Origin of the sequence: Streptococcus infantis, from assembly GCF_018499575.1 — a bacterium.
GTDB classification, from domain to species: Bacteria; Bacillota; Bacilli; order Lactobacillales; family Streptococcaceae; genus Streptococcus; species Streptococcus infantis_K.
In genome coordinates this window covers 756,445-771,374 of sequence record NZ_JAHDAP010000001.1, presented here as the reverse complement: position 1 = coordinate 771,374, position 14,930 = coordinate 756,445, and the positions used below count along the sequence as shown (strand labels likewise).

General features: G+C 39.1%; 14 protein-coding genes. 7 read left to right on the top strand and 7 right to left on the bottom strand.

Annotated features, from left to right (window positions below; all coding sequences use genetic code 11):
• Positions 1-80 precede the first annotated feature (80 nt).
• A complete protein-coding gene (locus KJR31_RS03735) occupies positions 81-395 on the top strand; it encodes a hypothetical protein (protein ID WP_214262131.1) in 315 nt (104 codons plus the stop codon).
• A 37-nt stretch (positions 396-432) separates the two neighbouring features.
• Here the strand turns inward: KJR31_RS03735 and KJR31_RS03730 are convergent, their stop codons facing one another.
• Together KJR31_RS03730 and KJR31_RS03725 are read right to left on the bottom strand one after the other, a co-directional pair.
• Positions 433-2,103 carry an N-acetylmuramoyl-L-alanine amidase gene (locus KJR31_RS03730; RefSeq protein WP_214262130.1) on the bottom strand — a complete coding sequence of 557 codons (1,671 nt, stop codon included), beginning with the start codon at positions 2,101-2,103 and terminating at the stop codon, positions 433-435.
• Between the two features lie 107 nt (positions 2,104-2,210).
• Complete coding sequence (locus KJR31_RS03725) at positions 2,211-2,570, bottom strand: DUF3397 domain-containing protein (protein ID WP_214262522.1); 360 nt, start codon at positions 2,568-2,570, stop codon at positions 2,211-2,213.
• Positions 2,571-2,815: 245 nt separating this feature from the next.
• Between KJR31_RS03725 and KJR31_RS03720 the strand changes: the two genes are divergently transcribed.
• A complete protein-coding gene (locus tag KJR31_RS03720) occupies positions 2,816-4,066 on the top strand; it encodes a dicarboxylate/amino acid:cation symporter (protein ID WP_214262129.1) in 1,251 nt (416 codons plus the stop codon).
• A 13-nt stretch (positions 4,067-4,079) separates the two neighbouring features.
• Positions 4,080-5,021, top strand: coding sequence for an ATP-grasp domain-containing protein (locus KJR31_RS03715; RefSeq protein WP_214262128.1), 942 nt, complete (start codon positions 4,080-4,082; stop codon positions 5,019-5,021).
• 142 nt (positions 5,022-5,163) lie between these two features.
• On the opposite strand, the gene KJR31_RS03710 is transcribed toward KJR31_RS03715, so the two are convergent.
• From KJR31_RS03710 to KJR31_RS03690, 5 genes are read right to left on the bottom strand one after another with little or no spacing between them, the layout of a single operon-like run.
• Positions 5,164-6,027 (bottom strand): YihY/virulence factor BrkB family protein, encoded by an 864-nt coding sequence (locus tag KJR31_RS03710; protein WP_214262127.1) that lies wholly within the window; start codon positions 6,025-6,027, stop codon positions 5,164-5,166.
• Positions 6,028-6,071: 44 nt separating this feature from the next.
• Positions 6,072-8,126 carry a cation:proton antiporter gene (locus tag KJR31_RS03705; protein ID WP_214262126.1) on the bottom strand — a complete coding sequence of 685 codons (2,055 nt, stop codon included), beginning with the start codon at positions 8,124-8,126 and terminating at the stop codon, positions 6,072-6,074.
• Between the two features lie 11 nt (positions 8,127-8,137).
• Positions 8,138-8,392, bottom strand: a complete 255-nt coding sequence (locus tag KJR31_RS03700; RefSeq protein WP_214262125.1) for a hypothetical protein — start codon at positions 8,390-8,392, stop codon at positions 8,138-8,140.
• Positions 8,385-8,942 (bottom strand): tRNA (mnm(5)s(2)U34)-methyltransferase, encoded by a 558-nt coding sequence (locus KJR31_RS03695; protein WP_214262124.1) that lies wholly within the window; start codon positions 8,940-8,942, stop codon positions 8,385-8,387. Before KJR31_RS03695 ends, KJR31_RS03700 begins: the two co-directional genes overlap by 8 nt.
• Positions 8,926-9,873, bottom strand: a complete 948-nt coding sequence (locus KJR31_RS03690; protein ID WP_250319674.1) for a TIGR01212 family radical SAM protein — start codon at positions 9,871-9,873, stop codon at positions 8,926-8,928. Before KJR31_RS03690 ends, KJR31_RS03695 begins: the two co-directional genes overlap by 17 nt.
• A gap of 192 nt (positions 9,874-10,065) precedes the next feature.
• Between KJR31_RS03690 and KJR31_RS03685 the strand changes: the two genes are divergently transcribed.
• From KJR31_RS03685 to KJR31_RS03670, 4 genes are all read left to right on the top strand, one after another.
• Complete coding sequence (locus KJR31_RS03685; protein WP_214262123.1) at positions 10,066-12,252, top strand: PTS transporter subunit IIBC; 2,187 nt, start codon at positions 10,066-10,068, stop codon at positions 12,250-12,252.
• Positions 12,253-12,303: 51 nt separating this feature from the next.
• Positions 12,304-13,122: an endonuclease/exonuclease/phosphatase family protein gene (locus KJR31_RS03680; RefSeq protein WP_214262122.1), complete on the top strand. Its 819-nt coding sequence runs from the start codon at positions 12,304-12,306 to the stop codon at positions 13,120-13,122.
• 148 nt (positions 13,123-13,270) lie between these two features.
• Positions 13,271-13,996, top strand: a complete 726-nt coding sequence (locus KJR31_RS03675; protein WP_214262121.1) for a CppA N-terminal domain-containing protein — start codon at positions 13,271-13,273, stop codon at positions 13,994-13,996.
• On the top strand, positions 13,993-14,925 hold the full coding sequence (locus KJR31_RS03670) for a serine hydrolase domain-containing protein (RefSeq protein ID WP_214262120.1): 933 nt from the start codon (positions 13,993-13,995) through the stop codon (positions 14,923-14,925). The genes KJR31_RS03675 and KJR31_RS03670 overlap by 4 nt, the downstream gene beginning before the upstream one ends.
• Positions 14,926-14,930 lie beyond the last annotated feature (5 nt).

The window sequence follows — 14,930 nt, the reverse complement described above, 5'->3', positions numbered from 1 at the left end:
TGTGATTTTTATTTTTGTTATAGTAGTAATTGTCAAGGGGAGATAAAGCTTCCTAACAAAATAGAAAATGAGGTTATATCATGAAAAAAGTATTAGGTATCGGATTTTTAGTCGTTGCAGCAGTAGTCTTGTATTTTGGTTTGGTTGGATGGCCAAGTTTGGATGTTAATATCTGGGCACTCTTTCCAGTAGGTCTATTTCTATTTTTCACTCTTGAAAATCTAGTCAAAAAAGATTATAAGGCCAGTCTCATGAGCTTGATCATTGCCTTTATCATCGCCAATGCCATTCTTGATATCTTGCCACTTTCAAGTGGTTTAGTTATCGGTGCTGGTGTGCTAGCTTGTGTGGGAATTGGATTTCTCTTTCCTGACGCTAATAAGAAAGAAGCATAATACAAAAAAAGCCTCGAGATTTCTCGAGGTTTTTTCTTTATTTGCCTGCGTAATATTTTTGAATACCTTTGACAATACCTGCCACCAATCTATTTTGGTAAGCATCGCTACGAATTTGTTGGTTTTCGTTGAAATTGTCAATGTAACCAAGCTCCAATAGAACAGCTGGTTTATCCGTTTCTCGAAGGACAGCAAAGCTACTTTGGAGGAGACCTGCATCCTTGGCACCTGTTTCAGCTAGAAGAGAATAGTGGATATCAGCAGCCAGGCGATTACTTTCACTGATACGATCAGGATGGTTATGCCAGTATGGATTAATCTTAGAGCGATAGCCCGGGTCGTCTTCGTAAGAATAGGTCTGAATTCCAGAACGGTTAGAAGCAGGAGCTCCACTAGCATTGAAGTGAATACTTATGAAGATATCTGAGTTAGTATTATTGACCATTTTTGAACGTTCAGTAATAAAGTCAACATAGACATCACTATCTCTCGAAGAAAGAACGGTATAACCAAGACCTTCTAGCTCTTTGCGTAGTTTTTTGTAAACTTGCATAGTGAGGTCTTTTTCATTCGTGTTATAGTAAACAGCACCAGGATCTTTACCACCGTGTCCTGGATCTAAGAAAACAGTCTTCGTGTATTTTCCTTTTTCAAACCCACGACTTACTGGAACTTCACCAATCCATTTTCCATTACTTTGGAACTGATGTGCTTTTCCATCGATTTTACGAGTTCCTGTGACATAGACACCATTTTCATCTAGATAGTAACGGGCATTGTAGTAGCTGTCGTCAATCCATTCACTCTTAGCCATGTAACCACCTGACTTGAGGTAGTATGAGCCAATCCATTCACGCGCTGCATAAGTACCACCTGATTTCAAGTAAAACCAGCTATTATAGTTTTTATCGAAAATCCATTCTTTCTCAGCCATGGCACCGCTAGCTTTTAGGTAGTAGCTCCCTTCCCATTGATTACTTGCCATAGTGGCATCTTTATTAAAGTAGTACCAAGTACCACCAATTTTATCCCACTTATTTTTACTTAATTTGCCAGAAGCTTGGGCATAGTACCATTTACCATCTTGTTTGACCCAAGCGCTCTCGGCCATAGCCCCACTATTGGTAAAGAGATAATCGTCAAAAATGGTGTTGCTGAGCATGATACCGTCTTTATCAAAGTAGTACCATACACCGCCAATCTTTTTCCAGTCTTGTTTAACGATTTTTCCAGATGGATTAGCATAATACCATTTATCTTTAATTTTAGCCCAGCCACTATCGACCATACCCCCGCTACTAGTCAGGATGTATCCATCATAAATCGTATCACTGAGCATGATACCGTCCTTATCGAAGTAGTACCATTTACCGTGAATTTTTTTCCAATTGACAGCAGCCTTGTTGGCCTCATAGAAGCGCCAGATATTTTCTTCAAATACCCAACCATTTTTTTTGACTTCTGGCGCTTTTGTCTCTTCTTTTTTGTCTGAACTTGTACTTGGAGTTGTAGTAGATGTTGTAGGCAGGCTTGAACTTGCCTCAGTAGAAGGAACTGCTTCCTTCGTTTCAACCTTGTTAGTTGTTGTAGGCTGTTGCGTTGTTTCTGCTGTAGTAGTTTGTAGGTGTTTTTCTTCAGCAAAAGCTGAGTTTGTTGCGAATCCTAGAAAAGAAAGCGTGATGGCACTTGCCAAGAGCGTTTTTTTCACTTGTTTTATCTCCTATTTTTTTAATAATCTCTTTTTGAAATGTCATTAGAAAAGCACCTCATGTGGAAAACTTGTCGCCAACTGTTGAGGTGCTGGCATGCTTTGTATTATTTCATCATAAAGATTTGAACAATCATAATGATGTAGATGAGCAATGTGAGTAGAAATCCAGCTCTCCAAAAGAATTTAAGGAATTTTGGATAATAAAAGCTACGTTTTTTGCTTAGGAAGAAAAAGGCTAGAATAATGGCCAGTAAAGATAGGGCTGCCCCCAAAATGGGAAGTTGATTATGGGTAAAAACTTTATCACTGATTAAATAATATTCAAAAATTAGAAAAGGAAAAGCCAAATCAGCAAAGTTAATTCCCCTTTTCTTTAACTTAAAAAATCTACTAAAGATAATAGCCAAAGCCAAGGTTAGTACCAAAAGCAAGACGGAAGCGAGTTTCATTAAAATCATAACAATATTGTATCATAAAATTTGAATAAAAGGAAAGCATATTCCTTGATTTAACAGTGTTTTTCTAAAAATTTTTGTTTAGAAACTGATTTTTTATACTAACTTGAGCATCAATGAGATTCACACTGCTAAACGAGAATAGTTTGAACCTTCATGATAAATCTTTTTTATGGTGACAATAAAAAATATATATTAGTCAGGAGAGAAGAATCGTAGTAGAATGAGTAGCAAATAAAACAAAGGAGTTTCTTATGAAATTAGTTACTTTATGGTCAAAACTCTCACTAGGCATTCAATTATTGGTGGCTTTGGTCTTGGGGGTTATCGCTGCCCTTATCTGGCCACAATTTGCAGGCTTTTATCAATTTTTAGGTCAAGCTTTTATTAAATTGATCAATATGGTTATCATTCCGCTAATCTTCCCAACCATCGTTGTTGCAGTAGCTGGAGTTATCGGAAAAAAATCTTTCGGAAAAATCTTGACCAAGAGTTTGGTTTACTTTTTTGCCGTAACAACTGCCATTACTCTTTTGTTTGTATTTGCTAGTTACTATTTAGGATTTGGTCAAGGAGTGAATATTGGTCAAACTGGTGGAAACCTTGATGGGATTGCTAACAATGTCAAGTTCAGCGAATTTTTACTTGGTTTCATTCCATCAAATATTGTCAAATCTCTTTCAGATGGCGCTCTATTGCCAATTATCGTTTTTGCCATCTTTCTTGGTTACGGAATTGGGAATCTTAAGACTGATAAATCTCAGAAGATTATTGAAGGTTTCCAAATCTGGATTGAAGCCATTTATAAGATTGTCGCAGTGATTGTTAAATTATCACCAATTGGAATTTTTGGATTTATCGCCAAAGATGTTGCAACTACGGGTGTCGACAAGTTGATTGGACTAGGTCAGTTTGTAATTGGAACTTATTTGGCTTATACTGTTTTGGTTCTCCTTATTTTCCCTTTGATTGCTGTATTCTTTAAAGTTCCGTATTTATCAGCCTTTCGTGAAAATTGGAGTCTTTTGACTCTGGCTTTTATTACTGGTAGTTCTAGTGTTGTCTTGCCATCACTTCTTAAAGATTTGAAAAAACAGGGGCATGACGAGCACACGATTGATTTAGTTGTTCCTTTAGGATATACTTTTAACTTAGAAGGAGCCGCAGTTTATTTCTCAGTTGCGACAATCTTTATTGCCCATGCCTACGGCATTCAACTATCATTATCAAGTCTTTTGTTTACTGTTTTATTGTTGACCTTGATTGGAAAAACTGCAGCAACTGTACCATCAGGAGCTATCGTAGTTCTGCTAGCTGCAGCACCTCAATTGGGCTTGCCAGTTGAAGGAGTGGCCTTGATTTTTGCAGTTGATTTCTTTGTTAATGCAGGCCGTACCATGATCAATGTTTTGGGTCAAATCTTAACAGTCAGCGTTATCGAAAAAACAGAAGGATATATTTTGGAAGAAGAAAAGGAAAGCCAATTATCAGTCAGCTTTTCTTAAGGAGATATGAAAAATGAGTGAAGCAAAAGTTTATGTGATTCATGAGAATCTAGAATGGACCCAGCATTTGGTCAAATGGTTGGAAGAATTAGAAGTCCCTTATGAACTATGGGATTTGTCTAGTGGGATTTTAGATTTGCAAAGCCCACCGCCACAAGGGATCTTTTACAATCGCATGTCTGCGTCTTCTCATACCAGAGGACATCGCTATGCGCCAGAATTTACAGAGCAGGTGATTACCTGGCTAGAAGCACACGGACGCAAAGTTGTGAATGGTACTGGCGCTATCAATCTTGAAATCAGTAAAGTTAAACAATATTTGAAGTTAAACGAGTCTGGTATTGAAACGCCTGCGACAGTTGCAGTTTTGGGTCAAGAAAATATCATTGAAGCAGCAAGAAAATTAAACATTTATCCTTTGATTACCAAGCACAATCGAGCAGGTAAGGGATTAGGCGTTCAACTCTTCCAAAATGAAGAGGAACTAGAAGCTTATGTCAATAGTCCCCTCTTTGAACCTTCAGTGGACGGGATTACCTTGTTACAAGCCTACATCAAACCAAGTGATGGACGTATCCGTCGTTCAGAGTTTATCAATCAACAGTTCCTCTATACTGTTTCGATTGATTCTTCAGATGGTTTCCAACTTTGTCCAGCAGATGGTTGTCAAATCGGTAAGCGACCAGAACAACTGGAAACGTCTGAAAAATTCCAGATTACAGAACCTCTACCAGATTCTCGAAGAGAGGCTTATGAGAATTTCCTGAAAAATGCTCAGATTGAAGTTGCTGCTATTGAATGGGTTCAGTCAGAGAGTGGAGACATTTATGTCTATGATGTAAATACCAACACCAACTACAATCCTACAGCAGAAAAAAATGCCAATATTTTTGCTCACCAACACTTGGCTCAGTATCTAAAAACAGAATTGCAAGCCCTCACTAGTGGACAATAAAGTAGGAAATTCAAAAATCCCCCAGTATCAAATGACTGGGGGATTGATTTGTTTATACTCTTCGAAAATCTCTTCAAACCACGTCAGTTTCGCCTTGCCGTAGGTTGCTCTTTGATTTTCATTGAGTATTAATCGATAAAAACTATTGATTTGCTTTAAAGTCTGGATCCTTCAAACTTTGAACACTAGCATTGATGACTGCACCGATAATTAATATCTTGGCAATGATAATGAACCAGAACATTATAACAACAACGACGATAGAACTGAAAAATCTGACGTCGACGAGATAGTTGACATAATTGTTGAAATAGGCTGCAAAGATGTTTAATAAAGCAATAGTGGTAACTAGTACAAACAAACTTCCAGGTATGACATATCGAATCCGACTGACTTTAACATTTGGTAGGAAATAATAGAGCATAATCACGATAGCAAAAAGGAAGGCGTAGATCAGCGGACCTGTAAAATCTTGTAGATAGGAAAACAGAGTGCTTTCGGATTTCCAGTAGTTTTTAAGCAGGTCCAATAACATATGGCCGAACATACTGAGGAATAAGGCAAGCGCAAAGAGAATTTGAAGGCCAAAGCTAACCAAGAGACTCATCAGCTGGTGTGAGATAATTCCTCTATTTTTTGCTACTCCATAGGCTTTATTAAAGGCCTTCTGAAGAAAATTCATGGATTTGGAGAAAGTCCAAAGAGCTGATAAGATAGCAAAACTTAGTAAACCTGTTGATGGTTGAGTCAGAACTTCTCTGACAATTTTTGCAACAACTTCATAGATTGTATTTGGCAAAAATTCCTTGATTGTTAATAGAAAGTTGGAGATGGGAATTTGAAAGTAGGGTAAAATGTTGACTACAATCATGAGCAAAGGGAAGATTGAAATTAACCAATAGTAGGCAACAGCAACGCTAGTTAGCTCACTATCAGAGGCTTGATAGTAGTGCAAAAAAGCTTTTAATAAGGGTCTATCAGTCAGCTGTTTCCACAACTTTTTCATTTCATAATCCTCCAACTTTCTTTCTGTCTTGTTTGGTATAGACTTTAATTTCTTCGAACTAATTCCATCATATCGTAAGGTAAGGTATTAGCTGATTCTTTCAAGGAATAGGTTTCTAAATTATTGACATTTTGGCGAAGTTTTTTGGCATACTGGGCTGAGATGAGTTTTTGAGCTTCGTATTCAAAGATACACTTACGCTCAAGGTAGTAACCTCTGAGCATTTCATCAATATTATTGGGTTTGATACGATTGATAACCCGTTCCACAAAGGCTCCACTAGTAATATGACTGGTTTCGCGGAGACGAGATTCCTGCATAAAGCTGATTAAAGAACTCTTATAAATCCCTTTAAGGTTTTCCAAACTTTCGATAATAATTTCTGTGTTGGCTAGGTAGAGTTCAGCAATCTGGTCATAATCAATGGCAAGAAGTTTCTGGTTTTCTTTGTCTTTCCATGAACGGAAGGTTTTTCCAAATGTGAGCAATTCATGAAGTAGAAAACGAAGAATGCGTATGGTGACAAGGAAGTAGTAGGTTAGTCGAGAAGCAAAGTTTCGCTTAATATTTTTCTCCATATTTTTCAAGTAGCGTTGGTAGACACGATAAGCACGATCTCCAATCTTTCCTTCTTCATAGGCTTGTTCCAAACCATCGCTTTCAACACTGAGAATCAAGAGTTTAAGAGCTTCCCAGTCCTCCTGAATTTCTTTGTTTTCTTGATTAAGAATAAGATTTTCAATACGTCCATGATAATTGTCAATAGCCGCATAGAGTGGAACCTTGTTTTTTGTGTTCTCTAAATCCTTCTCTAATTCCATGGCGACATCGTTTAAGATAGCGATGTGCATGAGCTGATCCTTAGATGGTTCTTTCTCTTCAGAAAGGTGCGGGAGTACTAGTAATCCCGTCAGGAAACTTACCAGGGTTACGCCAGCTACGAGGAAGAGTAGAAGAGGGTATTCTTGTTCCAGATTAGACGGTATCAAAAGGATAGTGGCAATGGATACAGTTCCCTTCACACCAGAAAAGGTAAGGAGGAGCATGTCTTTGACATATTTGTTTAAACTTTTATGAAGCTTCTTAATCCGAAATGCGTAAAATCCATAGATCATGACAAAGCGGATAGCAAAAAGCAGGAAGGTCAAGAGAAAAACGCTGACTAAGAGAAGCACTTTGTTGTAAAATGCACTCTTAAGAATTGGTTCCGCGATCATTTCCAGTTCCATCCCAAGAATGACAAAGACTGAACCATTGAGCATAAAGGTTACAGTCTGCCAAACAGTCTCAGTAACTGTATCAACTTGCGCTTCAAGGAGATTTATTTTCTTGAAACGACTGGCTTTCAGAATCCCAGCAACAACAACGGCGATGATGCCTGAGACATGAAGCTCTTCAGCAATGAAAAAAGTTAAGAGAGGTAAACTGAGTTCCAATAAGAGTTCACTTGCTATATCCGTTGCACGAACACTGAGTAGAAAGCTATGGAGGAAGCGATTGATTAAGGCTGTTATAAGCCCAACTGCAAATCCTCCAACAATGGAAATAGCTAATGAAGTTCCGGCTTGGGTAAGTGAGAATGTTCCTGTTGTCCAAGCGATGAGAGCCATCCGAAAGGCTACTAGTCCAGAAGCATCATTAAGAAGACCTTCCCCTTTTAGGATATTAGAAACCCGCTTCGGGAAGGTAAAACGTTGAGAAAGGGAAGCGAAGGCAACTAGGTCAGTAGGGCCTAAAGCTGCACCAACTGCTACGCAGGCGGCTAATGGTAAGCTAGCCCAAAGGACATGAGCGAGTCCCCCCATGCTTAGGGCTGAAACAAAGATAACTGGAAAAATCAAAAAGAGGACAATCCGCCAGTGTTTGAGGATGGAGGTAATGTCTGCTTCTTGAGCCTCTCGGAATAGTAGTGGGCCAATGACTAAAGCTAGAAATAACTCAGTATCTAAGTGATATTGGTTGTTAGGTAAACAAAGGCCAAGCCCAATTCCCAGCAAAATCTGAATCAGAGGCATGGGTAAAAAAGGAAGCAGCTTGTTGGTTGTACTAGAAACAATGAGAACTAGTAAAAAAACCAAGAGATAAAAAAGTAAATTCATTTTCCACCTCCCTATTTTTGTTTACAACAATTTTCAAAAAGTTCCTTTTGTTCTTGGATTTTTTGATCAATTTTTGAGCAGTCCTTATGCTCGATTTTCTTCTGACAACGTTCCATTTCAAGTGAAATCATTTTTTTCTTGATTTTCAGCATTTTTTTGCTCATATGGGCCTCATCCAACATACCAACTGCACGTTCGTGTTGGGTTGATTCGACGAATTTGTGACGAAGAGTTTCGATTTTATCTTTTAGGTATTGTTTATCCATGTCGATACCTTTCTAATTTTTCAATCATAACTAAAAATGGTGGATGGTTAATTTGGTTGAGGGTGCGATAGATAGTAGCAGTATATTCTTGTTGCGGTAACTGACTGACATAATCCATGACTGCATCCCGTTCGATATCTCCACCTTCATGCCCGTAATAAATCATGATAGCTATTCGTCCGCCTTTAACGAGCATTTGACAGAGCTTTTCAAGTGCCTCGATGGTTGTTTGAGGCATAGTAATGATAGACTTATCAGCAGAAGGAAGGTAACCTAGATTAAAGATAGCAGCCTTGACTTCCCTTACAAACTGATCCACAGTCTCATGCCCCTGCAAGATTAACTCTACATTGGTGAAGCCAGCTTCTAGTAGGCGTTGACTAGTCTTTTCTAGAGCTTGTTCCTGTATGTCAAAAGCATAGACTTGTTTCGCTAACTTGGCAAGAAAAAGGGTATCATAGCCATTTCCCATGGTCGCATCAACGACAATATCTTCTTGGGTGATGACTTGGGCAAGAAAATCATGCGCCATTTCAAGTGGTCTTTTCATTGTCAAACTCCTGTTTTACAGCCTTGCATCCTTGAACACTACCTCGACGTCTCATTTCAGTTTCAATGCTATTTAGAACTTCCCATTTATTGAGACTCCACATAGGACCAATCAACATATCTCTAGGTGCATCTCCTGTAATCCTGTGGATGACGACATGTTTGGGAATGATTTCCAATTGGTCACAAATGACCTTGACATATTCGTCCTGACTCATCAGTTGCAAGCGTCCTTCGTGGTAATCTCGTTGCATACGCGTATTGGTCATGAGGTGAAGTAGGTGAAGTTTAATCCCTTGAATATCATTGTCAGTCACACAGCGGCGAACATTTTCCACCATCATCTCATGAGTTTCACCTGGTAGACCATTAATCAAATGGGCTACAATCTCAATCTTAGGGTATTTTCTCAAGCGCTTGACCGTTTCCACGTAGAGTTCATAGGAGTGGGCACGGTTAATCAATTCAGAAGTTGCTTCATATGTAGTTTGTAAACCTAACTCTACAGTGACGTGCATTCGTTCTGACAGTTCTGCCAAATATTGGATAGTCTCATCGGGTAGACAGTCTGGTCGAGTTCCAATATTGATGCCAACGACACCTGGTTCGTTGATGGCTTGCTCATAACGTTCACGAATCACATCCAGCTTTTCATGTGTATTTGTGAAATTTTGGAAATAAACCAAATACTTTTTGACATCAGGCCATTTACGATGCATAAAGTCAATCTCTTTATAGAATTGATCGCGAATAGGAGCATCAGGAGCAACGATTGCATCTCCAGATCCAGAAACCGTACAAAAAGTACAGCCCCCATGTGCTACAGTTCCATCGCGATTGGGACAATCAAATCCAGCGTCGATAGGGACTTTAAATGTTTTTTCTCCGAATAAATTTCGATAATAATCGTTCAAGGTATTATAGGATTTCATAGGTAATATTATATCAGAAAACACTAGTAAACTCAAAGTCAGTAAACGATGGAAGAGAAGTAAGGAACTTTGAATATCAAAAAATCTTATATAAATACTTTACAAAAAAATTTAAAGTGGTATAATAGAGGTGTGATTGGTGCAAACGTTTTCGTAAATCGTTTGCATTGAAATAAAAATAAGGAGATTTGAATGATGAAAGATACATTCAAAAATGTTTTGTCTTTCGAGTTTTGGCAAAAATTCGGTAAGGCTCTAATGGTGGTTATCGCTGTTATGCCGGCTGCTGGTTTGATGATTTCAATCGGTAAGTCGCTTGCATTGATTGACCCAAATCTTGCTCCACTTGTTATTACAGGTGGAATTCTTGAGCAAATCGGTTGGGGAGTTATCGGTAACCTACATATCTTATTTGCTCTTGCTATCGGTGGTAGCTGGGCTAAAGAACGTGCAGGTGGTGCTTTTGCAGCAGGACTTGCCTTTATCTTAATCAACCGTATCACTGGTACAATCTTTAGTGTAAGCAGTGATATGTTGAAAGATCCTAATGCTATGGTTTCAACAATCTTTGGTAACTCTATCAAGGTTTCTGATTATTTCATCAGTGTGTTTGAAGCTCCAGCATTGAACATGGGTGTGTTTGTAGGGATTATTTCTGGTTTTGTAGGGGCAACTGCCTTTAACAAATACTATAACTTCCGTAAGCTTCCTGATGCACTTTCATTCTTTAACGGAAAACGTTTTGTACCTTTTGTAGTTATCCTTCGCTCAGCAATCGCTGCAATCCTTCTTTCAATCTTTTGGCCTCTTGTTCAAACAGGTATCAACAACTTTGGTATCTGGATTGCCAATTCACAAGAAACAGCTCCAGTTCTAGCACCATTCTTGTATGGTACTTTGGAACGTTTGCTCTTGCCATTCGGACTTCACCACATGTTGACTATCCCAATGAACTATACAGCTCTTGGTGGTACTTATGATGTCATGACTGGTGCAGCAAAAGGAACTCAAGTATTTGGTCAAGATCCACTTTGGCTTGCATGGGTAACAGACCTTGTAAACCTTAAAGGAACAGATCCAGACCAATACCAACACCTTCTTACAACTGTAACTCCAGCTCGTTTCAAAGTTGGACAAATGATCGGTTCATTCGGAATCTTGATGGGTGTCATCGTTGCGATTTACCGTAACGTTGACCCAGATAAGAAACACCAATACAAAGGTATGATGATTGCGACAGCTCTTGCAACATTCCTTACAGGGGTTACTGAACCAATCGAGTATATGTTCATGTTCATCGCAACACCTCTTTACCTTGTCTACGCTCTTGTTCAAGGTGCTGCCTTTGCAATGGCTGATATTGTTCACCTTCGTGTGCATTCATTTGGTTCAATCGAATTCTTGACTCGTACTCCACTAGCTATCAATGCTGGTCTTGGTATGGATATTGTGAACTTTATCTGGGTGACAGTACTCTTTGGCGTTATCATGTACTTCATCGCTAACTTCATGATTAAGAAATTCAACTACGCAACTCCAGGACGTAACGGAAACTACGAAAATGCCGAAGGTTCATCAGAATCTGAAGCTACTGGTGAGTCAAAAGTTGCAGAAGCTTCTCAAGCTGTTAACATCATCAACCTTCTTGGTGGACGTGCTAACATCGTCGATGTGGATGCATGTATGACTCGTCTTCGTGTTACTGTAAAAGACGCTGAAAAAGTTGGAACAGAAGAACAATGGAAATCAGAAGGAGCTATGGGACTTGTCATGAAAGGACAAGGTGTCCAAGCTATCTACGGACCTAAAGCAGACGTTTTGAAATCAGATATCCAAGATCTTCTTGACTCAGGTGAAGTAATTCCTGAAACTCTTCCAAGTCAAATGGCAGCAGCTCAACAAGATGCTGTTGTATACAAAGGTGTAACCGAAGAAGTTTACTCAGTTGCGGATGGTCAAGTTATCGAATTGGAACAAGTTAAGGATCCTGTCTTCTCACAAAAAATGATGGGTGATGGATTTGCAGTGGAACCATCAAATGGAAACATTGTATCTCCAGTTTCAGGTACGGTATCAAGTATCTTCCCAACTAAACATGCTCTTGGTATTGTGACTCCAGATGGTCTTGAAGTTCTTGTTCACATTGGTTTGGACACAGTAAGTCTTGAAGGAAAACCATTTACAGTTCGTGTTACTGAAGGACAACAGGTTGCTGCGGGTGATCTTCTTGTCACAGCTGACTTGGGTGCTATCCGTGACGCTGGTCGTGAAACTACAACTGTGGTTGTCTTCACAAATGGTGATGCGATTAAATCAGTTAAATTAGAACAAACCGGTTCTCTTGCAGCTAACACAGCAGTTGCGAAAGTAGAATTGTAATCGATTAGGGGTTGGAATCTATTTCCAACCTCTTGTTTATAGGAGAAAAGTATGAAGTTTTTAACACTCAATACTCATAGTTGGATGGAAAAAAATCCTGAAGAAAAATTTCAGCTCTTGTTACAAGATATCCTTGAAAACAGCTATGATTTGATTTGTTTTCAGGAAATCAACCAAGAAATTACTTCAGAGCAAGTAGAAGCGGGCCCGCTATATCATCCGTTACCTTCAGCAGAACCCATTCACCAAGACCATTATGTGCGTCTTTTGGTAGAGAAACTAGCTGAAAAAGGTCACAAATATTATTGGACCTGGGCCTACAACCATATCGGTTATGATCGTTATCATGAGGGTGTGGCCATTCTATCTAAAACACCAATTGAGGCGCGTGAAATTTTAGTTTCAGATGTAGATGATCCAACTGATTATCACACTCGTCGAGTTGCATTAGCTGAAACAGTAGTGGAAGGCAAAGAGCTTGCAGTTGCGAGTGTGCATCTTTCTTGGTGGAATAAAGGTTTCCAAGAGGAGTGGGCACGCTTTGAAGCAGTTCTGAAAGAATTGAACAAGACTCTCTTGTTAGCTGGTGATTTCAATAATCCTGCAGGTCAAGAGGGTTACCAAGCTATTCTTGCCAGTCCACTAGACTTACAAGATGCATTTGAAGTTGCAAAAGACAGAAGCGGTAGCTATACTGTTCCTCCTGAAATTGATGGTTGGAAGGGTAACAGTGAACCTCTAAGGATAGATTATGTCTTTACGACAAAGGATATAGAGGTAGAAAACTTACAAGTAGTTTTTGATGGTCAGAAAAGTCCACAAGTTAGTGATCACTACGGCCTTCAAGCAATACTTTCTTGGAAGAACTAAGAAAGTATTTTACTAAAATATAACAAGCCCCCCTTTTGATAACGAAGGGGGGTTACTGATTCAAAGGGTTAATATAGTTAAAGTTTTTAGTTGAATAACTTGTAAAATAGAATAAAATCCTTTAAAATAAAAAGTGTTGGAGGAATTTATGAATGTAAATCAAATTGTGCGTATGATCCCGACGCTAAAGGTAAATAATAGAAGATTAAATGAATTGTTTTATATCGAAACCTTGGGTATGAAACCCCTGCTTGAGGAGTCTGCTTTTCTATCTCTAGGAGACCAGTCAGGCATTGAAAAAATGGTTTTAGAAGAATCACCGAGTATGAGAAGCCGTAAGGTTGAAGGGACCAAAAAATTAGCTAGATTGATTGTAAAAGTAGAGAATCCATCTGAGATTGAAGCACTACTTGCTAGAATGGGTAAAATCCCTCAATTATACAAAGGAACCAAAGGGTATGCTTTTGAAGTTCTTTCTCCAGAAGGGGACCTAGTCCTTATCCATGCAGAAGATGATATCAAAGACTTGAAAAAGGTTGATGAAACAGTCGCTTTTTCAAATGATGAAAAACTGCAGTATTTGACAGCATTTGATATTTCAGTGGAGATTAACTTGCCTGAAGAGACGACAAGCCTCCTTGAAAAAGAGGAAATCGAAAATGGGCTAGCTTTTAAACAAGCCCAAGGTAGTGATTTGCTGGTTGACAATAATGTAACTTGGGACTTGTCTATGTTGAAATTCCAAGTACAAACACTTGACTTAGCTAATCTTCGTCAACGTTTTGAAACTGTAGGCTACTTTGTACCAAAGTCTGAAAAGTTTTTCCTAACCAAGGATACCAACAATATTGAATTGTGGTTTGAAGAAGTATGAAACAAGAAATCATTCAAAAAATAGAGCAACAAATTGAGGCAGGGATTTATCCTGGTGCCTCTTTTGCGTATTATCAGGATGGTGTTTGGTCTGACTGGTACCTGGGAGTAGCCAATCCAGAAACAGCTGAAAAAACTCGTGAGGGTTTGGTCTATGATTTGGCTAGTGTGAGTAAGGTTGTTGGCGTAGGAACCGTCTTAACCTTCTTGTGGAAGCAAGACAAGATAGAGCTCGATCAATCCATAAAGACCTATCTTCCAGAGGCGGATTATCCAGACATCACCATTCGACAATTGCTAACGCATGCGACAGATTTGGATCCTTATATACCTAACAGAGATCAGCTCTCAGCGGACCAACTAAGAGAAGCCATGTTTCATTTGAATCGCCGAGAGAAGAGAGCTTTTTTATACTCGGATGTGCACTTTCTCTTACTCGGTTTTCTCTTAGAGAACTACTTTGAGAAGGACTTAGACCAGATTTTACAAGAGCAAGTTTTAGATCCATGGAAGATGAAGGGAACTCAGTTTGGACCAGTTAGCAGTGCTGTTCCAACTGTTCAGGGACAGAAGGCAGGAGTGGTGCATGATCCCAAGGCTCGTTTACTAGGTAGACATGCCGGGAGTGCTGGCTTATTTTCAACTGTTAAAGATTTGAAAATCTTCCTAGAGCATTATTTACAGGATGATTTTGCTGCAGGATTAAGCCAGAATTTTTCAGATTTGAGTGATAAGGAACGATCCTTGGCCTGGAATCTTGAAGGTGATTGGCTAGACCATACAGGCTATACTGGAACTTTTATTATGTGGAATCGCAAGAAGCAGGAAGCAGCTATTTTCTTGTCCAATAGAACTTACGAAAAAGACGAGCGTGCGCAGTGGATCATAGACCGTAATCAGGTCATGGACCTAATTCGTGAAGCAGACTAGGGAGG